Annotated in this window: 20 protein-coding genes; 13 read left to right on the top strand and 7 right to left on the bottom strand. The window is 53.2% G+C overall.

Annotated features, from left to right (window positions below; genetic code table 11):
* Positions 1 to 154: 154 nt before the first annotated feature.
* From rpoS to lpxL, 3 genes are all read left to right on the top strand, one after another.
* Complete coding sequence (gene rpoS / locus K1Y77_RS12985) at positions 155 to 1,129, top strand: RNA polymerase sigma factor RpoS (RefSeq protein ID WP_030073830.1); 975 nt, start codon at positions 155 to 157, stop codon at positions 1,127 to 1,129.
* Between the two features lie 120 nt (positions 1,130 to 1,249).
* A complete protein-coding gene (alr, locus tag K1Y77_RS12980; protein WP_030073829.1) occupies positions 1,250 to 2,350 on the top strand; it encodes an alanine racemase in 1,101 nt (366 codons plus the stop codon).
* A gap of 12 nt (positions 2,351 to 2,362) precedes the next feature.
* Positions 2,363 to 3,277 (top strand): LpxL/LpxP family Kdo(2)-lipid IV(A) lauroyl/palmitoleoyl acyltransferase, encoded by a 915-nt coding sequence (lpxL, locus tag K1Y77_RS12975; protein WP_264428919.1) that lies wholly within the window; start codon positions 2,363 to 2,365, stop codon positions 3,275 to 3,277.
* A 73-nt stretch (positions 3,278 to 3,350) separates the two neighbouring features.
* On the opposite strand, the gene speD is transcribed toward lpxL, so the two are convergent.
* From speD to K1Y77_RS12955, 4 genes are all read right to left on the bottom strand, one after another.
* The gene (gene speD, locus K1Y77_RS12970; RefSeq protein ID WP_030073826.1) at positions 3,351 to 4,145 is read right to left on the bottom strand and encodes an adenosylmethionine decarboxylase; all 795 of its coding nucleotides are present in this window, start codon (positions 4,143 to 4,145) and stop codon (positions 3,351 to 3,353) included.
* 234 nt (positions 4,146 to 4,379) lie between these two features.
* Positions 4,380 to 4,799, bottom strand: coding sequence for an OsmC family protein (locus tag K1Y77_RS12965; RefSeq protein ID WP_030073824.1), 420 nt, complete (start codon positions 4,797 to 4,799; stop codon positions 4,380 to 4,382).
* Between the two features lie 82 nt (positions 4,800 to 4,881).
* Positions 4,882 to 5,547, bottom strand: a complete 666-nt coding sequence (gene murU, locus K1Y77_RS12960; RefSeq protein ID WP_264428916.1) for an N-acetylmuramate alpha-1-phosphate uridylyltransferase MurU — start codon at positions 5,545 to 5,547, stop codon at positions 4,882 to 4,884.
* Positions 5,544 to 6,554: an aminoglycoside phosphotransferase family protein gene (locus K1Y77_RS12955; protein ID WP_264017703.1), complete on the bottom strand. Its 1,011-nt coding sequence runs from the start codon at positions 6,552 to 6,554 to the stop codon at positions 5,544 to 5,546. The genes murU and K1Y77_RS12955 overlap by 4 nt, the downstream gene beginning before the upstream one ends.
* Positions 6,555 to 6,624: 70 nt before the next feature.
* Here K1Y77_RS12955 and K1Y77_RS12950 point away from each other — a divergent pair, with 70 nt between their 5' ends.
* Genes K1Y77_RS12950 through K1Y77_RS12920 form a run of 7 tightly spaced genes read left to right on the top strand, consistent with a single transcriptional unit; the run spans position 6,625 to position 14,489 of the window.
* Positions 6,625 to 9,072, top strand: coding sequence for an LPS-assembly protein LptD (locus K1Y77_RS12950; RefSeq protein ID WP_264428914.1), 2,448 nt, complete (start codon positions 6,625 to 6,627; stop codon positions 9,070 to 9,072).
* A gap of 39 nt (positions 9,073 to 9,111) precedes the next feature.
* Positions 9,112 to 10,149 carry a peptidylprolyl isomerase gene (locus K1Y77_RS12945; RefSeq protein ID WP_264428912.1) on the top strand — a complete coding sequence of 346 codons (1,038 nt, stop codon included), beginning with the start codon at positions 9,112 to 9,114 and terminating at the stop codon, positions 10,147 to 10,149.
* A 25-nt stretch (positions 10,150 to 10,174) separates the two neighbouring features.
* Positions 10,175 to 11,227, top strand: a complete 1,053-nt coding sequence (gene pdxA, locus K1Y77_RS12940) for a 4-hydroxythreonine-4-phosphate dehydrogenase PdxA (protein ID WP_264428910.1) — start codon at positions 10,175 to 10,177, stop codon at positions 11,225 to 11,227.
* Between the two features lie 26 nt (positions 11,228 to 11,253).
* Complete coding sequence (rsmA, locus tag K1Y77_RS12935) at positions 11,254 to 12,084, top strand: 16S rRNA (adenine(1518)-N(6)/adenine(1519)-N(6))-dimethyltransferase RsmA (protein ID WP_264017707.1); 831 nt, start codon at positions 11,254 to 11,256, stop codon at positions 12,082 to 12,084.
* Positions 12,081 to 12,458 (top strand): Co2+/Mg2+ efflux protein ApaG, encoded by a 378-nt coding sequence (gene apaG, locus K1Y77_RS12930; RefSeq protein WP_030073811.1) that lies wholly within the window; start codon positions 12,081 to 12,083, stop codon positions 12,456 to 12,458. The genes rsmA and apaG overlap by 4 nt, the downstream gene beginning before the upstream one ends.
* 22 nt (positions 12,459 to 12,480) lie before the next feature.
* Positions 12,481 to 13,296, top strand: coding sequence for a symmetrical bis(5'-nucleosyl)-tetraphosphatase (locus tag K1Y77_RS12925; RefSeq protein WP_264428907.1), 816 nt, complete (start codon positions 12,481 to 12,483; stop codon positions 13,294 to 13,296).
* A 47-nt stretch (positions 13,297 to 13,343) separates the two neighbouring features.
* A complete protein-coding gene (locus K1Y77_RS12920) occupies positions 13,344 to 14,489 on the top strand; it encodes a polynucleotide adenylyltransferase (RefSeq protein ID WP_264428906.1) in 1,146 nt (381 codons plus the stop codon).
* Positions 14,490 to 14,509: 20 nt separating this feature from the next.
* On the opposite strand, the gene folK is transcribed toward K1Y77_RS12920, so the two are convergent.
* Positions 14,510 to 15,055 (bottom strand): 2-amino-4-hydroxy-6-hydroxymethyldihydropteridine diphosphokinase, encoded by a 546-nt coding sequence (gene folK / locus K1Y77_RS12915; protein ID WP_264017710.1) that lies wholly within the window; start codon positions 15,053 to 15,055, stop codon positions 14,510 to 14,512.
* Positions 15,052 to 15,408, bottom strand: a complete 357-nt coding sequence (gene folB / locus K1Y77_RS12910; RefSeq protein ID WP_030073800.1) for a dihydroneopterin aldolase — start codon at positions 15,406 to 15,408, stop codon at positions 15,052 to 15,054. The genes folK and folB overlap by 4 nt, the downstream gene beginning before the upstream one ends.
* A 105-nt stretch (positions 15,409 to 15,513) precedes the next feature.
* Between folB and plsY the strand changes: the two genes are divergently transcribed.
* A complete protein-coding gene (gene plsY / locus K1Y77_RS12905; RefSeq protein WP_264019227.1) occupies positions 15,514 to 16,083 on the top strand; it encodes a glycerol-3-phosphate 1-O-acyltransferase PlsY in 570 nt (189 codons plus the stop codon).
* Positions 16,084 to 16,101: 18 nt separating this feature from the next.
* Here the strand turns inward: plsY and tsaD are convergent, their stop codons facing one another.
* Positions 16,102 to 17,142, bottom strand: a complete 1,041-nt coding sequence (tsaD, locus tag K1Y77_RS12900; protein WP_264428905.1) for a tRNA (adenosine(37)-N6)-threonylcarbamoyltransferase complex transferase subunit TsaD — start codon at positions 17,140 to 17,142, stop codon at positions 16,102 to 16,104.
* 218 nt (positions 17,143 to 17,360) lie between these two features.
* On the opposite strand from tsaD, the gene rpsU reads away from it, so the two are divergent.
* Positions 17,361 to 17,576, top strand: a complete 216-nt coding sequence (rpsU, locus tag K1Y77_RS12895; RefSeq protein ID WP_007113641.1) for a 30S ribosomal protein S21 — start codon at positions 17,361 to 17,363, stop codon at positions 17,574 to 17,576.
* A 177-nt stretch (positions 17,577 to 17,753) separates the two neighbouring features.
* Positions 17,754 to 19,673 carry a DNA primase gene (gene dnaG / locus K1Y77_RS12890; RefSeq protein ID WP_030073791.1) on the top strand — a complete coding sequence of 640 codons (1,920 nt, stop codon included), beginning with the start codon at positions 17,754 to 17,756 and terminating at the stop codon, positions 19,671 to 19,673.
* Positions 19,674 to 19,900 lie beyond the last annotated feature (227 nt).

The following is a 19,900-nucleotide window of genomic DNA, read 5'->3' as shown; positions in this document are numbered from 1 at the left end:
CCACTACTAAGCAATTCTGTTGGTTGGATTGTTTGGAGTACCCGACTAGCTGGAGTAGGGCGTCATATAACAATAAATGGTGCAAGCGCACAGGGAGTGCGGCCACCTTTACTTTTCTTAATGGCGGTTAGGCGAAATAACGGGGGATACTACCATGAGTATGCTGGAGAAGGATCTACAGGAGGTTGACCTGGACGCTGTTGAAGAGGCTCTGGATGGTGCCGATGAAGAGGTCACTGCGGAGGAGGATGCTTTTGAAAAAGCGTTAGGCCGTGATGAGCGTCAATCGACTCAAAGCTTGGATGCGACACAAATCTACCTTAATGAAATTGGTTTTTCGCCATTATTAACGCCGGAAGAAGAAGTCTATTATGGCCGTTTAGCGCGTAAAGGCGATCCACTTGGCCGCTCAAGGATGATCGAGTCTAACCTGCGTTTGGTAGTGAAAATTGCCAGACGCTATTTAAACCGCGGGCTGACGCTGCTTGATCTGATTGAAGAGGGAAACCTCGGGTTAATTCGAGCCGTCGAAAAGTTTGATCCTGAACGGGGGTTCCGCTTTTCTACTTATGCCACGTGGTGGATTCGGCAAACTATAGAGCGCGCTTTGATGAATCAGACGCGTACCATACGTCTACCCATACACGTGGTTAAAGAGCTGAATATTTATCTGCGTGCAGCGCGTGAGCTAACCCAAAAGCTTGATCATGAAGCAACGGCAGAAGAGATTGCCGATCATCTCGACAAGCCAGTAGAAACGGTTAAGAAGATGCTCGGGCTCAATGAGCGCGTCTCGTCAGTTGATTACCCTATGGGGGGGGAAAGTGATAAGCCGTTAATCGACACCTTAACTGACGACGAAGTGCTAGGCCCGGAAGCATGTCTAGTTGATGGTGATGTACGCGAGCACGTAGACCACTGGCTGGATGAGCTTAGTGAGAAGCAGCGCGAAGTGGTAGTTCGCCGCTTTGGATTACGAGGCCATGAAGCCGCCACGTTAGAGGAAGTTGGCGCTGAAATTGGTCTAACACGCGAGCGCGTCCGGCAAATTCAAGTAGAGGCGCTAAAGAAGCTGCGTCGCTCTTTGGAAAAGCAGGGCCTGTCCCTCAACGCTATTTTCGAGAGCTAAACGCGGTAAGCTATTGCGCCACACCGACTATAACGCACCGAGTTCATTGCTCGGTGCGTTATTTTTGACGCCCTTTGGTTGATCACCTGTTAACTATTGACTGTGTAAGTGAGAAACGTGATGCGCCCCCTGGTGGCCCATATTGATTTAGACGCACTGCGTCATAACTATCAGCTAGCGTGCCGCTGCGCGCCCCAAAGTCGCTCGGTAGCCGTTATTAAAGCGGATGCTTATGGTCATGGTGCGCTTGAATGCGCGCGCGCCCTAGAAGCCGATGTGCCCGCATTTGCTGTCGCGTGTATAGAAGAAGCGATCAGCCTGCGTAAAGGGGGGATTAAAAAACCCATTGTATTGCTTGAAGGTATTTTTACCGCTGACGAGCTGAAGCTGGTTGATCAATACAGTTTCTGGATCAGCGTCCACAGTGAGTGGCAGGTGGCTGCTTTACTCGCTTTTTCTCCCCAGCAGCCGATTCCCGTATGGATGAAAGTCGATTCTGGTATGCATCGTCTAGGGTTCTCTCTAGAGGAAGCGCCTAACGTTTGGCGGCGGTTAGTGAATGCGCCACAGGTGACAGCGCTACATTTGATGAGCCACTTTGCTACCGCAGATGCCCGTGAGGGAAGTTACTTCAATCGGCAAATGGCAGCTTTAACGAGTTTGGCAAAAGCGCTCGATGCGCCTCTATGCTTGGCCAATTCACCCGCGACACTGGCATGGCCTGTTGCTCATGGTGATTGGAATCGTCCCGGTGTCATGTTGTATGGCAGTGACCCACTAGAAGAAGCCAATGAGCTTACCGGCCAGCTGCGTCCAGTCATGAGTTTACGTTCTGAGATTATTGCACTTCGTGAGCTTGAGGAGGGTGAACCTGTTGGCTACGGAGGTCGCTGGTGCGCGCCACGGCGTTCTAAAATTGCCGTAGTGGCCGCTGGTTATGGCGATGGCTATGATCGTCACGCCATAGATGGCACCCCGGTGTTAGTTAACGGCCAGCGCTGTACAATTGCCGGTAAGGTCTCAATGGATATGCTAACCGTCGATGTTACCGATGTGCCTGGGGCTGACATTGGTAGCGAGGTCGTGCTGTGGGGAGCCGCCAGCAACGGTACTGTATTGCCTATCGATGAAGTCGCACGTTACTGCGATACCATCAGCTATACCCTGTTAACAGGCGTACTGCCAAGAGCGCCGCGGCGCTATTACGGGGCCTTCGCTTAAACGGTTATCAGAATGTCTAAAACCTCTTATCCACAGTCGTTTGCACACCCGCGCTATTGGTCAACCTGGCTGGCGATAGGCGCGATGCATGTCGTTGCCTGGTTGCCCTGGCGCTTTAAGTTGTGGGTGGGAAAAATAATCGGTTTGCTTGCATGGCGTTTTATTAAGCGTCGGCGGCATATCACCGAGATAAATATTGCACTCTGCTTTCCTGAAAAAAGTGCTGATGAGCAGCGTCACTTAGTAAAACAAGTGTTTATAGCTAATGGGATGGGGCTGGTAGAAACTGCTACGGGCTGGTGTCGTGATGCGGAGGGATTGCGTCATCGTGTGGCCTATCATGGCCAGGAACACTTAGCCCGAGCAAAAGCGCAGGGTAAAGGTGTGTTGGTGGTGGGAATACATTTCTCAACGCTGGATTTAGGCGGCGCGCTGCACTCGCTATTTTTCTCAGCCGATGCGGTGTATCGACCCCATAACAATCCCCTGTTCGAGCGCTTCATGACCCGCGCCCGTTCGCGTATTTTTGGTCAGGCTATCGACCGCCATGATTTGCGTGGCGTTGTACGCAGGATCAAAGCAGGCCACATTGTGTGGTACTCCCCGGACCAAGATTTTGGCCGTAACGTTAGCGTGTTCGCACCGCTATTTGGTCAGCAAGCAGCCACTATTAAACTGACTGCAAAAATCGCTCGCATGACAGGTGCGCCAGTGGTGCCGCTAATGTTTCACCGTAATCCCGATAATCAGACGTATACCATCACCTGCTTGCCCGCGCTTGATAACTTCCCAAGTGGGGATGAGGTGGCCGATGCCACGCGGGTTAATGAATTTATCGAGCAGGCCATACGCAAACATCCTGAGCAGTACTTATGGTTGCATCGGCGCTTTAAGACCCGCCCGGAAGGCGAGCCAAGCGTTTACTAGCGGCGGATGATTAACAAAAAAAGCCGTTCTGCGAACTCGCAGAACGGCTTTTCATTAGTTTGAAAAAAAGGTGCTAGTCCAGATTTCGAGAGTAGAAAATCTCGAGCATCTCTTTACGCAGCCTGCTTTCAATATCTCGTGCTTCTTCAAACGTAATGTCGCGGCGCGATGTGCCGAACAAGTAGTTATCAAGTTCGAAGTCTTTCAGTAACATTTTGGTGTGGAACATGTTTTCTTGATACACGTTTACATCGATCATCTGATAGGCGTGCTTGGTATCTTCTGCCAAGTAATCCTGAATCGAGGTAATGTCGTGATCAATAAACAGCTTTTTACCATCGACATCACGGGTAAAGCCGCGAACTCGATAATCCATGGTGACAATGTCAGAGTCGAAACTGTGAATTAGGTAGTTCAGCGCTTTCAACGGGCTGATATGGCCACAGGTAGATACGTCAATATCCAATCGAAAGGTGCTAATGCCATTGTCGGGGTGCGACTCAGGATAGCTGTGTACTGTCACGTGGCTTTTATCAAGATGCGCCACAACTGTTTCAGGCAGTGGGCCTGGGCCTGGTTCCGTTTGCTCTGGATTTGCTTCATCCAGCTCGTGTTCAGCAATCAGAATGGTGACACTGGCCCCGTGGGGTTCGTAATCTTGACGAGCAATATTAAGCACATGAGCGCCGATAATATTGGTGACGTCTTTTAAAATCTGCGTCAAACGTTCGGCGTTGTAGAGCTCATCGATATAGTCGATATAAGCCGCACGCTGCTCTTCGGTCTTGGCATAACAGATGTCGTAAATGTTAAAGCTCAACGAGCTAGTCAGGTTATTAAACCCGTGGAGTCGGAGATTATCTGACACGTCCGAACCTCCCTATGGCAGATGAAGACACCCCGACGAGCCAGCGCCGGAACCGATAAAAACTTGTCACCGTGATGCTGGGGTCGCTTTTTGCAAAGCGGCCGTCTGCTACGCAGTAGGGGTAAAAACAAGCGAGCATATTATGCCCGCCAAGCGCATGGTATGCATCCAGCCGCGCTATTTTTTTTAATACATATGTCGTTGATACATGAGAAAGATGACGCTTTGAGTCGCTCAAGCTTCGACAATCTCAAAAGAGTGGGTTATTTCGACGCCGCCTTTTACCAGCATGATGGACGCGCTGCAGTACTTTTCTGCAGATAGCTCAACTGCCCGCTGTACTTGCTTCTCTTTTAAGCTACGGCCAGTCACCACAAAATGCACGTGGATGTTGGTAAATACGGCAGGCACATCATCAGCACGTTCGGCGTTAAGCTCTGCAACACAGTCGGTGACATCAGCGCGAGCTTTATCAAGAATATTCAAGACATCAAAGGCAGTACAACTACCCATACCCATCAGTAGCATTTCCATTGGGCGGGGACCGGTATTGCGGCCACCAAGATCAGGTGGGCCGTCGATCACGACACTGTGCCCGCTACCTGATTCCGCAACAAATTGGCGGCCGTCTGTCCATTTTACCCGTGCTTTCACGTTGCTCTCCTCATCTAGGCGACGAAAGGTAAGTTGCGCAGCATAACATTTCTAGCGTTAGGCGCACGGCTCATCGTCTGCGTTACTGCGCTGCTAAAAGATAATGCTCAAGGTCGTTCAGGCGCTCAGGCGTGCCTACGTCCACCCAGTGGCCTGAAAAGTGCTCGCCGCTAACCAGGTTGCTTGTCATCGCATGCTTTAGTAGCGGTGCCAGGGCAAATTCCCCAGGCGGCTGGTCGGCTAAAAGATCTGGATGTAGCAGGCTAATACCCGCGAAGGTAAGACGCGTGTGGCTTGCTGGCGCAACGCGACCATTAATGAGGCCAAAATCACCACTAGGGTGATGAGAAGGGTTATCGACCAGCACTAGATGGGCCAAGTCGTTACCCTTTAGTCGTGATGCTGGTGGCGTGTAATCGCACCAGACATCCCCATTGACCAGTAGAAACGGGGCTTCGCCCAGCAGGGGCAGCGCTTTTTGAATACCGCCGCCGGTTTCTAGAGGGGTCTTTTCAAGGCTCCAGTGAATCCGTAGCTGAAAGGCGCTTCCATCGCCTAGTGCGGCCATGATCTGCTCTGCCCGATAGCTCACGTTGATGACCACCTCGTCAATACCAGCACGCTTTAGCCGTTCGAGGTGATGCACAATAAGTGGCTTACCAGCTACCGGTAGTAGTGGTTTTGGGCAGTGGTCAGTAAGTGGCCGCATTCGCTTGCCAAGGCCTGCGGCTAAAATCATCGCTTTCATAACGTATTTTCCGCTAAACGTTGGGCAATGGCGGGACGCAGTGTGCCGCTTACCCATTCAGCAAACTCGCTGTGCTGGGGGAGCGCGGTTAGGCTATCTTCTAAATGCGCCAAAAAATGCGGCAGACGTGATAAATAGCCTTGTTTTGCATCGCGAAGCGTTAAGCGGCAAAAAATTCCCAGCACTTTTAGCGAGCGTTGAGCGGCCATCGCTTGGCATTGGGTAAGAAATTCATCATTGCTGACATGGCGAGAGAGACGCCCATCTTGACGCGCTTGGCGATAAAAAGCGTCGACGAACTGCATAAACTGCGCCTGAGAAAAACGGCAGTAGCGTCCGCGTAGTAAGGAAATAACGTCGTAACTGATTGGCCCAGCCACCGCGTCTTGAAAGTCAATCATGTAAAGCTGCTGGTCATGCACCATGATATTCATCGCATCGTAATCGCGATGTACGCTGACGACGGGTTGATCGAGCGCTTGCTTAACGAGGTGTCCACGCAGCGCACTCCAGCTGTCTGGCGTTGGTAGCGACAGCCAATTGTTTAAACACCACTCAGGAAAAAGGTCGAGCTCTCGATTCAGCAGCGTCGCATCATAAGGCGGCAACACTGCAGGGTTGGCGTGGTTTTGTAACTTGGCAATCAAAGCCAGCGCATCGAAATGGCTGTTTTGAATGCGCGCTTCATCAGTGAATAGCGTCTGTAACGGCGTATCTCCAAGGTCATCAAGCAGCAAAAAACCCGCGTCGAGATCGGCGGCGTAAATATGCGGCACGGGCAGTTTTGCCGCGTACCAGCGTTTTCCGATAGCGACGAACGGCGTTGAGTCTTCCTGGTTGGGGGGGGCATCCATTACTATGCGAGTGCTGCCACAGGGCAGTGTCAGCCGGAAATATCGCCGGAAACTTGCGTCACCGCCCGCTGGAGAAAGGCGGATAGCGGCGCTATTTAGGCCATTTTGTTCAGCCGCCCACTGGGTGAGGGCGTCAATCCGAGAAGAGGACATGCAAGCTCCTTGCTGGTCGGGCATCATGCGGGCTGTATAATACCGATTATGGATGCCAAGGATAACGAACATGGGCAAGCGAATCTCGCGTACCGTACCGGTTGCGCACACGCTGTTGGGCAGTTTGCTCGCTGGCGCCTCATTTTCAGTGGTGGCGCAAGGTCAGACGCTACCTGCCGAGGCGCTGGACTGGCAGGCCTGGAGTCAAGACGAAGCACCGCACCAGCTGTGTCGAGGGCGTTATGTGATGCCAGACTACCGCTTGCCAGCGGAAGATAACCCCGAAACGTTGTCGGTTGAGACGCAAGAAGTTGATTACGCGGCAGATGGTGAGGCGTTGTTGCGCGGTGATGTTGTGCTGCGCCGTGGCAATACTGAGCTACAGGCGGCACAGATGTATCTGCCCGCAGACCGTCAGCGAGTCGACGCCGAGGGTAATCTGGCCATACGTGATGGCCAGGCACTGGTGCGTGGCGAACAAGCGACACTAATGCTCAATAACGACCAAGCGTCGTTGCGCAATAGCCACTATGTGCTTTATGCGCAACACTTGAGGGGGCAGGCCAGTCAGTTAGAGCAAACCGGTGATGGGGAGTATCGCCTGCGAAACGCGTCATTCACGACCTGTGATCCAGACACTAATAGCTGGCAGCTCGTTAGCAGCGATATAAAATTAAACCAAGAAGAAGGCTTTGGCACCGCGCGTCACGCACGGCTTGAAGTAAAAGATGTACCGATTTTTTATTGGCCCTGGCTGCGTTTCCCTATTGACGACCGCCGCCATACAGGCCTGCTATCGCCTTCCGTCAGTTTTTCCAATGACGGGTTTGATTATGCTCAGCCCTTTTATTGGAATATAGCGCCGAATCATGATGCTACTATTACGCCGCGTTGGATGTCGGATCGTGGCTTATTGCTCAATGGTGAGTACCGCTACCTGCTTGAAGAGAGCCAAGGAACGGTGGAAGGTGGGTATATCAGTAGCGATGATGGCAGTAACAACGGTGATAACCGCTTTGAGGGCGATGACCGTTGGTATATTGATGCCCAGCACGCAGGTAGCCTGACCCCGCGCAGTAATTATCAATTACGCTATGGTGCCGCAAGCGACGGGCGCTATTTTGATGATTTTGGTGATGAGTTTGGCAATAGTGAACGCGTAAGTATGGAGCGTTTGGCACAGGTAGATTATCGCGGTGAGCGTTGGCAGCTAAATGCACGCGCTCAAGGCTTCCAGCGTTTAGAAGATCCCTTAAGTGACTCCGATAAGCCTTTTTATCGTTTGCCAAGCCTGACAGCCAATTCTGATTGGCAGCTGGGCAGTGGCTTTTATACCCAGTGGCGTTCTAACGCGACTTATTTTTGGCGTGATGTTGATGAGCGTCGCGTGCCTGAGCGTGAAGCTGCCATTGGTACGCGTCTGCATCTTACGCCAGCAATTGGCTGGCGCTTTGAGCAGCCCTGGGGGTACATCGAGCCGCGTACCGAGCTATGGCACACTGCCTATGAGCTAGATTATGGCGATCGTGTCACTGACCGAGGTACGTCTCCCAGTCGCAGTGCGGCGGTCACATCAATCGATAGTGGCCTTGTGTTTGAACGTGAACTGGAACTACGCGGCCGTGATTATCGGCAAACCCTTGAACCGCGTTTGAACTATGCTTACGTGCCGCGCACTAACCAAACGCAGTTACCTGATTTTGATAGCCGTGAACGAGCCTTCTCATGGGCCCAGTTATGGTCGCCTCATCGTTTTTCAGGTGCTGACCGTTTAGGTGACCTGAATCGTGTGTCGTTAGGCGTAGAGTCACGTTTTATTGAAGATGCTTCTGGGCAAGATCGGTTAACCCTTGGTGTCGGGCAAAGCATTTATCTATCTGACCGTCGTATTGATAGCGACGGTGACCCAGATACATTACCTGCTCGTCCGGAAGATAGTGCAAACGTGAATCCGCTGAGCCGTTATCAGGCCACGCGGGACCGCTCTCCAGTGGTAACTCGTCTCGATTGGCAGATTAATGATCGGTGGAGTGCAGGTTATGAGTGGTTATACGACGACCAGCGTGAGCAGACTGAACGCTCTAGCGTTGATGCCCGTTATCGTCATCCCGCTGGTCACGTAGTGAACCTTGGTTACCGTTGGGAGATCGAAGGTTTTGATCCAGGTGTTGTGCCAGGCGATGACGGCTTTAGAGATTACAGTCGAGAAGAGTGGGACCTGTCACTTGCTTGGAAAGCCAGCCCGAGGATTGATTTGATTGGTCGCTACCTGCACGATCAAACCAACGACCGTGCGCTCGAGCAGCTGGCCGGCGTGCAGTGGAATGACTGCTGCTATGGTTTACAGCTGGTCTGGCGTGAATGGGTAGACGATAACGACACCGCCCGTATAGGCGATGACTTTAACGACCGCGGGCTATTTGTACGTTTTGTATTCCGTGGCCTTGGTGGCGTTGGCCAACAGGCTGACGGCTACTTTGAACAAGCCATTCCTGGCTACCGCCCTACGCCCCTGTAACGATGTCGTTAAATGGTGGCTGACTGAAAGAGAATTTTTATGACTACCAGAAAGACCCTGCTGACCTGTGCCTTAAAAAAGCGGGCAAAGCTGCTCTCTGCTGGCGGCATGGTGGTGCTCTGCCTTGGAGCAGGTGCTGCACTTGTACCGCTATCGGTTTACGCACAAAATTTTGAATCGACCCAGCGGCAAATGCTGGATAGTGTTGTGGCTGTCGTTAATGATGGCGTCATTATGCGTAGTGAGCTTGATGACCGTATCGCCCAGGTAGAGCAGCAGGCGCAAAGCCAGGGCGGTAACTTACCGCCACGCAGCCAGCTGGCTCAGCAGGTGCTGGAGCGTATGGTGATGGACGAAATTCAGCTTCAGATGGCCCGTGAAGCTAATTTTAGCGTGGATGACACGGAGCTTAACCGCCAGCTGCGTACCATCGCAGAGTCTAACGGCATGACGCTTGACGAATTTGCTGATGCCGTAGAAGCGGACGGCATGACCCTGGCTGACGTGCGAGAAGAAGTCCGCCGAGAAATGCTGATGCGCCAAGTGCAGCAGCGCCAAATTAGTCAGCGTGTCAACGTGTCTGATCGTGACGTTGATCGCTTCTTGAGTCAGCAGCCGTCTCAGCAAGGACAAGCGTTTATTGAAGAAACGCGTGCCCGCCACGTCTTAGTAGAGCTAACGCCAACGCGCAATGAAAACCAAGCCCGTGCTCGCGCCGAACAAGCTCGACAGCGTTTACAGCAGGGGGCAGACTTTTCATCCGTGGCCCGCGAGTTTAGTGACGACCGCGGCAGTGCGATGAATGGCGGTGAACTGGGTTGGGTACGCCCCGGCCAAACCGTTCCTGCCTTCGAAGAAGCCATGGGGTCATTGAATACTAATCAGCTGTCTGAGCCAGTGCGTTCCCAGTTTGGCTACCACGTCATTGAAGTGCTAGAGCGTCGCCGTCAAGACGTAACGGAAGAGAGCCGTCGTGAACAGGTTCGCCAAGCCATTTTCCAGCGTCGTGCTAACGAAGAACTGCAGACGTGGCAGCGTGAAATGCGGGAACAGGCGTTCGTTGATATTCGCCTCTAACGAGCAATCACCATGAGCCAACGCAATGAGCAATAGTGCTGCACCGCTGCTAATTACTACCGGCGAACCCGCAGGCATCGGGCCAGAGATTACGCTGATGTTGGCCGCCAATGGCCAATTGAATAACACCGTAGCGATTGGCGACATCCAGTTGCTAAATCAGCGCGCGGCACTGCTCGGGCTTCAGCTCGATGTGGTAGAAGCAGCCCCTGGAAGCGAAGAGGTGTCTTCACCCGGGCGATTGGTCGTATGGCCCGCCGCACTTCGCGAGCCAGCGCTTCCAGGCTTGCTTAATCCTGCCAATGCAGGCTATGTGCTAGAAACGTTGCAAATTGCTGTAGACGCCTGCCAACAGGGCCATGCAGCAGCAATGGTTACTGCGCCGCTTCATAAAGGTGTGATTATTGAAGGTGGCTTCCCCAACTTCACTGGTCATACTGAATGGCTGCGCGATGCGTGTGGGGTTGATGAGGTCGTGATGTTGTTAGCCACTGATCAAGCACTTCACGCCCAGTCCAGCCACTGGCAGGGTAGTGGTGATCTGCGCGTGGCGCTGGTGACTACGCATCTGCCGCTGCGTGAGGTGGCAGACGCGGTTACCTACGATAAAATCACCCGTGTTAGCCGTCTGCTTGCGGCTGATTTGAAAAGCCAGTTTGGTATTGCCAGCCCGCGTATTGCTGTGTGTGGGCTAAACCCTCATGCCGGTGAAGATGGCCATTTAGGGCATGAAGAGCACGATGTTATTATTCCTGCGTTGAAAGCGCTGCGTGCTGAAGGCCTAGATGTTCAAGGCCCGTTTCCGGCCGATACGCTTTTTACACCGCGTCATTTGGTGGGTATTGATGCAGTACTGGCGATGTATCATGACCAAGGGCTAGCGGTGTTAAAATACGCAGGCTTTGGTCAAGCGGCGAATATTACGCTTGGCCTACCGTTGGTACGAACCTCCGTTGACCATGGCACCGCGCTTAGTTTAGCTGGCCGCGGAATTGCCGACCCCAATAGCTTAGGTGTGGCCCTTGCGCTAGCAAAGCAACTTGCTGCACGGCGCGCCAATGCCTCCATTGCTTTATGAATCAACCCTCCAAGGAACACTGTTAGATGTCTCAAGTGCCTCAGCAGCACCGTGCTCGTAAACGCTTTGGTCAAAACTTTCTGCGTGACCTCGGCATCATTTCGCGTATTGTCCGTGCTATTGGACCTCGCGAAGGCGACCGACTCGTCGAAATTGGCCCAGGACAAGGCGCGCTTACTGCTCCGTTGTTAGAGGCGACAGGAAAGCTTGAAGTCATTGAGCTAGACCGTGATTTGATTCCTGGTTTGAGGGTGCAGTTTTTTAACTACCCTGACTTTGTGATTCATGAAGGTGATGCACTGAAGTTTGATTTCACTGCGCTAAAAGGGGATGGCCCAGCGCTGCGAGTGGTCGGTAACCTGCCTTACAATATCTCGACACCGCTTATTGTGCATTTATTGACCATGGGTAATGCGATTGCCGATATGCACTTTATGCTGCAAAAAGAGGTCGTTGAGCGCTTGGCCGCTGAGCCAGGCAGCACTGATTGGGGGCGGCTGTCAGTGATGGCGCAGTATTACTGCCATGTTGACCAGCTGTTTATCGTGCCACCAGAAGCCTTCGTTCCTAGGCCGAAAGTTGACTCCGCCATTGTTAGGCTGACGCCTCATGAAAGCTTGCCCCAAACGGCAGATGACCCAGCGCTGCTGTTTGAGCTGGTCAAGTTAGCGTTTGGTCAGCGGCGCAAAACACTACGTAATAACTTAAAAGGTAGAGTGAGCGCAGAAACATTAGAGGCGTTAGGCATTGATCCCGCACGGCGTCCGCAAACCCTGTCGGTTGCTGAGTACGTAACTATCGCTAATCAAGTGGCGGCGGACGAAGCGCTTAGTAACAAAGGGAGTGACGACGCGTGAGTGCTTTAGCCATTGAGGTTAGCATTGCGCCTGAGTACCGGGTGGCAGAGTCAAACGACAGTGAGTCGCGTTTTGTGTTTAGTTATACCGTAACGGTGCATAACCAAAGCCCTCATAGCGTGCAGCTCATGGCGCGCTACTGGAAAATTACCCAAGGTAACGGCGATAGCCAAGAGGTACGTGGCAAAGGGGTGGTGGGCCAGCAACCGTTAATTGGCCCAGGACAGCGTTTTCGCTACACCAGTCGAGCTATTCTGCAAACGCCGGTAGGTGTTATGGAAGGTGCTTATACGTTGCTCAATACCTACACCCAGCGGGCCTTTGATGTGCCCATTGCACCTTTTAGGCTAGCGGTGCCGCGTCAGCTTCATTGACCATTCTCTAAAAGGGGTAGCCATGAGCACTTATGTCATTGGTGATCTGCACGGCTGTCATGCTGAGTTTGTCAGCTTGCTAGAGCAGCTTGGCTTTAATCCTGCAAACGACACACTCTGGCTGGTTGGCGACTTAGTCAATCGCGGCCCTGGGTCGCTTGCCTGTTTGAAGGAAGTGCAGGCGTTAGGCGGTGCTGCCCGCTGCGTGCTGGGTAATCACGATTTTCATCTGCTGGTGGTGGCGCGCGGTGGCGGAAAGCTGAAAAAAAACGACACCCTCAGCGATATTCTTGCAGCACCGCAGCGCGAACAGGTGCTGGACTGGCTGCAAAGCCAACCATTGGCAATTTATGAAAATAATACACTGATGACCCATGCGGGCGTGTTGCCCACGTGGCGCGCAGAGCAGGCGATATCGTTTAGCCAAGAAGTTCAGGCGGTTTTGCTCAGTGAGCGTTCAGGCGAGTTTTTAACGCAACTATTTGGTAATCAGCCTGACCAGTTCCGTGACGACCTGGAAGGGATGGATCGTATGCGCTGTCTCGTTAATGTTTTTACCCGTATGCGCTTTATCAATAGCGACGGCAAGCTGGACTTTGCTGCTAAGGAAGGCTTGGAAAGTGCTCCCGACGGATTTGCTCCCTGGTTTCAGTACCCAAGGGCGGATACGCTACAGCTGCTGTTCGGACACTGGGCCGCATTAGAGGGCCGTACCCCGAATGCCGCGATTCATGTTGAGGCGCTGGACACGGGTTGCGTGTGGGGTGGGTCGTTAACCGCTCTCAATCTGGAGTCGGGTGAGCGCATCAGCGTACCTAGCCGTCGGCCTAGACATTAAAATACGAGACATTAAAACACGAGACATTGAAAAAAAGGGCGATAGCCGTGTTTCAGGTGGATGCGAAAACCAAAGGGCTCGACGTTTATCGTGTTGGCGGGGCAGTGCGCGATGCGCTGTTAGGCTGGCCGGTAGTTGATAATGATTGGGTCGTCGTCGGTGCCACGCCAGACGTTATGCAGCAGCGGGGTTTTAAACCAGTGGGGCGCGATTTTCCGGTCTTTCTGCATCCTGATACCGCCGAAGAGTATGCGCTCGCACGAACTGAAAGAAAGTCTGGCCACGGCTATGGCGGTTTCGAAGTACACGCAAGCCCTGATGTAACCCTGGAAGAAGACCTTTCAAGACGTGATTTAACCATCAACGCAATTGCGCAGCGCTTTGATGGCGAGTTGACCGATCCCTTTAACGGTCAGCGGGATATTGAGCAGCGCCTGTTGCGCCACGTGTCCCCAGCGTTTAGTGAAGACCCCTTACGGGTATTGCGCACGGCACGCTTTCTTGCCCGTTACGCACACTTAGGGTTTACCATTGCGCCTGAAACCCTAGCGCTAATGCGAGAGGTGAGCCGTAGTGGAGAGCTTATCCACCTTGCTGCTGAGCGAGTGTGGGTGGAAACTGAAAAAGCGCTGGGCGAACCTACCCCCGATTGTTATTTCATTGCTCTGAACGATTGCGAGGCGCTGGTAACTTGGTGGCCAGAGCTGGCGGATGAGGTGGTACTGAAAAGTGCGCTTGAAGCAATGGCGCTGGAGGCAGCCGAGCAAGTGGCAATCGACAGCTCTCTTCCACTAGCTCACTGGCGCTACGCGTTGATGGTATCGGTATTGAGTGATTCACAGCGTGATGAGCTGGCGGTAAGGTTGCGGCTACCCAATGCGGTGTCACAACTTGCCCGCCATGTAGCGCTTAGTATGCATGTATTGTCCGAGCCATTAAGCGACGAACGCGTTCTGCATTGGCTAGAGCGTTTGGATGGCTGGCGTAAGCCCACGCAGGTTAATGCGCAGTTACAGCTCATCAAGCGTTTAGCTAAAGAGGCGGTTGAACCGCTGAGCCGAGCGTGGCATGCCGCACAAAGCGTAGACCCACAAGCACTATTGCAAGAGGGTTATCGCGGAGCAGCCTTAGGTCAGGCGCTACGTGCACGCCGACAGCAGGTAGTGGCGAACGCGATTTTGGAGATGCGCTAAGCGTTAACTGTGAACTCTGGTTAGCGAACAGATGCCTTCTTTGGCGCGGGGTCTGCCTGGGAAACCCAGCGGCCACGCCATTGAAAATCGATGGCCCATAAGCGTTGGCTGCCCATATCGAAGCGTTGCCATAGTGTAGCGTAAGGCAGGCCACAGAGGGGGTGACGTTGATTGGGTAGCAGTTCGGCTAAGGGCTGTAGGACGAAGGCGTTGTGCGTGATCTCTTCTCGGGGTAGGGTGACATTATCAATGGTGGCGCACACGTCTCCCACCGTAAGTAGGTCAATATCTAATGCCCGTGAGCTGCACTTAACCATGTCGGGTGTACGACCATGGGCGATTTCAAGCTGTTTAGACCACGCTTGAAGCTCACCCACCGTCCAGTCGCTATCAAACGCAACTACAAGGTTATAAAAGTTGCGATTATCATTAAAACCCACCGGCTCGCTTTCAAAAACACGCGATATTTGCAGGGTGCCAAAGGTATCTTCAAGCGCGTCTAGGCACAGGCGAATATGAGTGTCAGGATCGATATTGCTGCCTAAACTGAGAGTAACCAAGCTCATGGAAGCGTGCCACGGGTAATTTCAAGACCCACGCTAGCGGCTTGTGGAACTGCCCCTGGTTTGCGTACGGTAAGGCGCAGCCAGGTAATGGAGAACTCCTGCTGTAAGCACTCAGCCAGGCGTTCTGCAAAGGTCTCGACGAGAGCAAATTGGTGCTCGTCAGCAAAGCGCTGGATTCGCTGGCAAATGGCTGCATAATCAAGTGTTAAGCTCAAGTCATCTGTAGCGGCAGCGGGACGTATGTCCGTTGCGAGCGATAAGTCCAAGCTTAAAGACTGAACAATGGTGCGCTCCCAGTCGTACACACCGATGACGGTATCTACTGCCAGCGCTTCGATCAAAATGCGATCCACAGGTTTTCCCCTAGCGTCAACAAGCGGGCGATTGTACTTGAGGATAGCGCGAAACGACAGCTGAGTACGGTCTAACGCTGGGTAGGAGCCAAGGTGGTGAGCGGAATGATATGGATCGTGGTGGGCTACTTAAGCGGAAGCTGGTTAGCGGCGCTGAGCGTATGTCGGTTGGCAGGCGTGCCTGATCCGCGCTATCAAGGTTCATGTAACCCTGGGTTTTCGAACGTGCTGCGCCTTTACGGGCCGCGCTTAGCAGTCACCACGCTATTGCTAGATGCATTAAAAGGGGCACCTGCAGTGCTGGCAGCCAAATGGCTGGGGCTACCTGTTTGGCTACAGGGGGCAGTAGGATTAGCCGTTCTCCTGGGTCATAGCTATCCTCTTTGGCATAGGTTTCGCGGTGGTAAGTCGGTTGCCAGTGCGTTTGGCGTGCTACTGATCTTGGTGCCCAGCGTGGCGCTGCTTAGTGCCATATGCTGGATGCTGCTTGCTTGGCGGCTGCGAATGGCTGCGGCAGCATCGCTTATTAGTGCATTTGTTGCGCCGCTGGCCTGCGTCTGGCTAGCACCCGACTACGTTATGGTCGTGAGTGGTTTCAGTCTATTGGTGCTCGCGCGGCATGGATTGAATATTCGTCGCCTGCGTCGAGGAGAAGAGCCGCATTTACGCGGCTAGTAGGGGCCGCTATAGAAGTTAGGTGGGCGTTAAGGTGTCCAGCGGCCAACGCGGCGTCGCCTTCATAACGCCGTTATCATCATGCTCTCCCGCCGCTAGGCGTTGGGCGCCGACATAAGCGATCATTGCGCCGTTGTCGGTGCAAAAGCGCCCGCGAGGGTAATAAGACCGCGCGTTACGTTTCTCTGTTTCGACCGCTAGGCGCTCACGCAGGCGTTGGTTAGCACTGACGCCACCTGCGACCACCAAGCGCTTTAAACCGGTTTGGTCCAATGCGCGTCGGCATTTGATAACCAGGGTGTCCACGACAGCTTCTTCAAAGGCTCTCGCCACGTCGGCTTTGGCTTGGGTGTCTAGTTCTCCAGCTGCTTCCAATTGGCGAATAGCGGTCAGCGTATGAGTTTTTAAGCCGGAAAAACTGAAGTCTAGGCCAGGGCGGTCGGTCATTGGCCGTGGAAAGCGGAAACGTTTTGGGTCGCCTTGCTCAGCAAGTTTAGCCACGTGAGGGCCGCCGGGGTAGGCAAGCCCAAGCATTTTGGCTGCTTTGTCGAAGGCTTCACCCGCTGCATCATCAACCGATTCGCCGAGTAGCTGATAGTGCCCAAGCGCCTGCACTTCGACAAGCTGGGTATGCCCGCCAGAGACAAGCAAGGCGACAAAGGGGAAGTCAGGGGCGTCATCTTCCAGCATAGGGGCTAACAGGTGGCCTTCCATGTGGTGTACGCCAAGTACCGGGATGTCCAGGGCGCGTGCCATGCCGTGCGCTGTGCTGGCGCCAACCATTAGTGCGCCCACTAACCCCGGGCCTGCGGTGTAGGCAATGCCGTCTAGATCGTTACGCGTCAGCTTTGCGTCGTGCAATACTTGCTCAATCAGCGGTAACAGCTTGCGCGTATGGTCGCGAGAGGCAAGTTCAGGCACCACGCCACCATACTCGGCATGCATGGCAATTTGACTATATAGCGCGTCGGCAAGCAGGCCGCTGCCTCCAGTGTGCGAAGTATCATAAATCGCGACGCCCGTTTCATCGCAAGATGTTTCAATGCCCAGTACGCGCATAGCTGAAGAACTCGTTGTCAGTTGAAAATCGTAGGTAAAAACAGTGCTGGAAACCAGGACACTAGTTTAGCATTCTCATGCTTGAAGCGCGTAAGCATTTGCAAAGATCATCAACCACGACTAGACTACTGTGCGCTGTAAAACTGGGTCGTATACTGTGTCTTTATCAGTGTACGAACTATCCGAACTCAAGACTCCTTAAGGTAGGTGAGTGCTTAATGCCTTCTGTAAAAGTACGTGATAACGAGCCGTTTGACGTCGCCCTGCGTCGCTTCAAGCGTTCTTGCGAAAAAGCCGGTGTTCTTTCTGAAGTACGCCGCCGCGAGCACTATGAGAAGCCGACTGCTGAGCGTAAGCGCAAAGCGGCAGCTGCCGTAAAACGCCACGCCAAGAAGATTCAGCGTGAGCAAAAGCGTTTCGAACGGCTCTATTGATCCGTACCCGAGGGGGCCGGAGCAGTTAGCTGGTCGTCTCAAGAGGGATGTCAAGCGGCCGCCACTAGGTGGCCGTTTGTTTTTGTTTTGATTCATCGCTGTTTATGGTGATCTGGCAACATGCCTGATGACCTTAGGCAGGTGATCTAGCGCTTTGCGCGAGGATGCCCGCAGTTCATGGCAGGCCAAATTCCACAACGTTTCATTGATGACCTTTTAGGCCGTGTAGATGTGGTCGAGGTGGTTGGTGAGCGTGTGCAGCTTAAAAAGGCCGGGCGTAACTATTCTGGGCTATGTCCTTTCCATCAAGAGAAAACTCCGTCATTTACGGTCAGCGCTGATAAACAGTTTTATCACTGCTTTGGGTGTGGTGCCCACGGTAATGCGCTACGCTTTCTAATGGAATACGACAAACTACCCTTTCCCGATGCGGTTGGGCAGTTGGCTAGCCGTTTAGGGTTAGAGGTTCCTCGTGAGGGTGCCGATGATCCGCGCGCTCAGCAGCGCGAAAAAAAGCGCAAAGAGGGCGTTAACCTTCTTGAACTTGCTGCCAGTTTTTACCGAGAACGGCTAAAAATGCAGGAGGGGCAGGGAGCGCAGCGCTATCTGCAAGGCCGTGGGTTATCGCAGGACGTCGTTAGTACCTATGGTATTGGTTATGCGCCCGGTGGATGGGAGGCCCTAAAACAGCACTTGAGCGCACGGGGTATTGGTGAGCCTGTCCAAGTAGAGTATGGCTTGCTTATTCACCGTGAAGACACAGGGCGGACGTATGACCGCTTTCGTGATCGTGTGATGTTTCCCATTCGGGACTTAAGGGGTCGAACCATTGCGTTTGGCGGTCGGGTAATGGGCGATGACCAGCCTAAATACTTGAACTCGCCAGAAACGCCTGTCTTTCACAAGGGGCGTGAGTTGTATGGGCTGTATGAGGCTCGCCAAGCCTCAAGCAAGCTTGAACAGCTTGTTATTGTGGAAGGCTATATGGATGTCGTCGCGCTAGCGCAGTTCGGCATCAATAACGCAGTTGCTACCCTGGGTACGGCAACGACAGAAGACCACCTAAGCCGACTGTTTCGTTTGGTCAGCCGTGTGGTGTTTTGCTTTGACGGCGACCGTGCAGGACGCCAAGCCGCCAGCCGTGCCTTAGAAACAGCATTGCCGCAGATGATTGACGGTCGTGAAGCGCGCTTCCTGTTTCTGCCAGAAGGTGATGACCCGGATACGTTGGTGCGTCGTGAAGGTAGTGAGGCGTTCCAAAATCGCGTTACCTGCGCGATGCCGCTGTCTGAGTTTCTCTTTGAGCAGGCAGCGCAGGGGCGTGACTTGAATACCGTGGAAGGGCGAGAGCGGTTTGCAAGTCAGGTGCTTGAGGCATTGAACAAAGTGCCTGAAGGAATGCTCAAATCGTTACTGTTAGAGGCATTGGCTAAGCGCAGTGGATTGGCGCAATCGCAGCTAAAAAACCTACTTGATAAGCGTGCGGCTGTCAGTGCACAAAAAGAGGCGCAGAAGGCGTCTTCGCAGGAGGCCGTGTACTGGGAGCAGGTCGAGTCGCCTGACATGATGCCATTTGAGCATCATGAGGGACCGTTGGTCAGCGCCAAACCTAAACCTTCAGGCTCCAGTAAGAAAAAGTCACCACAAAGGCAGGCACTGCAGCATCGCCCGCAAGTGCTTTCGACCGTGGCACGGATTGTACAGCTACTGTTGAATGAGCCTAGCTTAGTGGCAGCACTACCGGATTCCTTGGACTGGTTGCCAGAGAGTGAAGAAACACCGCTATGTCGCGACTTGATTGAGTTGCTACGTGCCGGGCGTTATCGCAGCCCGCAGGTGGTGTTGGCACATTTTCAGGGTAGCTATGAAGGGCAGGTATTAGCTGAGTTGGCGTCACGAGAGCTGCTGATTCCCAAGGGAACTCGAGAAGCCGAACTGACAGGATTGGTTGAGCATTTAGTGGAAGTTCAGCGCAAGCGCTCACCACAGGAAGAGTACCAAGCGTTGCTGGATTTAGAGCGTTCTGGGCAAAAGCTAGATAAAGCGCAGCGGCAACGTTTGGCAAGCTTGGTAATGGAACTTGTTAAACGACATTAAGCAGGGACTAAGGCGTTTGTCTCTGCATGATCAGAGCTAATGACCAGGGCTAATGATCAGAGTTTTAGGCGCTAGGGTTGAATTTCCCTAACGTTGGCACCACATAAAGGGTCAGTCGCCAGGCGCTGACCTAACCGAACAACCTAACACACCTGAATGACCGCGCAAATACGTTTCGCTGGAAAAATTCCTGCTATTTACGCTATACTGTTCGGCTTGTTGAGTTT

Origin of the sequence: Halomonas qaidamensis (genome assembly GCF_025917315.1) — a bacterium.
Classification (GTDB): Bacteria; Pseudomonadota; Gammaproteobacteria; order Pseudomonadales; family Halomonadaceae; genus Vreelandella; species Vreelandella qaidamensis.
The sequence above is the reverse complement of the archived record's forward strand: the minus strand, read 5'-3'. Positions and strand labels throughout refer to the sequence as shown.

Bases quoted from the DNA above. Each gene is read 5' to 3' on its own strand.
- lpxL (WP_264428919.1), top strand. From the start codon at position 2,363: ATGTCTAAAACCTCTTATCCACAGTCGTTTGCACACCCGCGCTATTGG.
- folK (WP_264017710.1), bottom strand. From the start codon at position 15,055: ATGAGCTTGGTTACTCTCAGTTTAGGCAGCAATATCGATCCTGACACT.
- rpoS (WP_030073830.1), top strand. From the start codon at position 155: ATGAGTATGCTGGAGAAGGATCTACAGGAGGTTGACCTGGACGCTGTT.
- alr (WP_030073829.1), top strand. From the start codon at position 1,250: ATGCGCCCCCTGGTGGCCCATATTGATTTAGACGCACTGCGTCATAAC.
- rsmA (WP_264017707.1), top strand. From the start codon at position 11,254: ATGTCTCAAGTGCCTCAGCAGCACCGTGCTCGTAAACGCTTTGGTCAA.
- K1Y77_RS12950 (WP_264428914.1), top strand. From the start codon at position 6,625: ATGGGCAAGCGAATCTCGCGTACCGTACCGGTTGCGCACACGCTGTTG.
- K1Y77_RS12955 (WP_264017703.1), bottom strand. From the start codon at position 6,554: ATGTCCTCTTCTCGGATTGACGCCCTCACCCAGTGGGCGGCTGAACAA.
- tsaD (WP_264428905.1), bottom strand. From the start codon at position 17,142: ATGCGCGTACTGGGCATTGAAACATCTTGCGATGAAACGGGCGTCGCG.
- dnaG (WP_030073791.1), top strand. From the start codon at position 17,754: ATGGCAGGCCAAATTCCACAACGTTTCATTGATGACCTTTTAGGCCGT.
- K1Y77_RS12925 (WP_264428907.1), top strand. From the start codon at position 12,481: ATGAGCACTTATGTCATTGGTGATCTGCACGGCTGTCATGCTGAGTTT.
- pdxA (WP_264428910.1), top strand. From the start codon at position 10,175: ATGAGCAATAGTGCTGCACCGCTGCTAATTACTACCGGCGAACCCGCA.
- rpsU (WP_007113641.1), top strand. From the start codon at position 17,361: ATGCCTTCTGTAAAAGTACGTGATAACGAGCCGTTTGACGTCGCCCTG.
- plsY (WP_264019227.1), top strand. From the start codon at position 15,514: ATGATATGGATCGTGGTGGGCTACTTAAGCGGAAGCTGGTTAGCGGCG.
- K1Y77_RS12945 (WP_264428912.1), top strand. From the start codon at position 9,112: ATGACTACCAGAAAGACCCTGCTGACCTGTGCCTTAAAAAAGCGGGCA.
- murU (WP_264428916.1), bottom strand. From the start codon at position 5,547: ATGAAAGCGATGATTTTAGCCGCAGGCCTTGGCAAGCGAATGCGGCCA.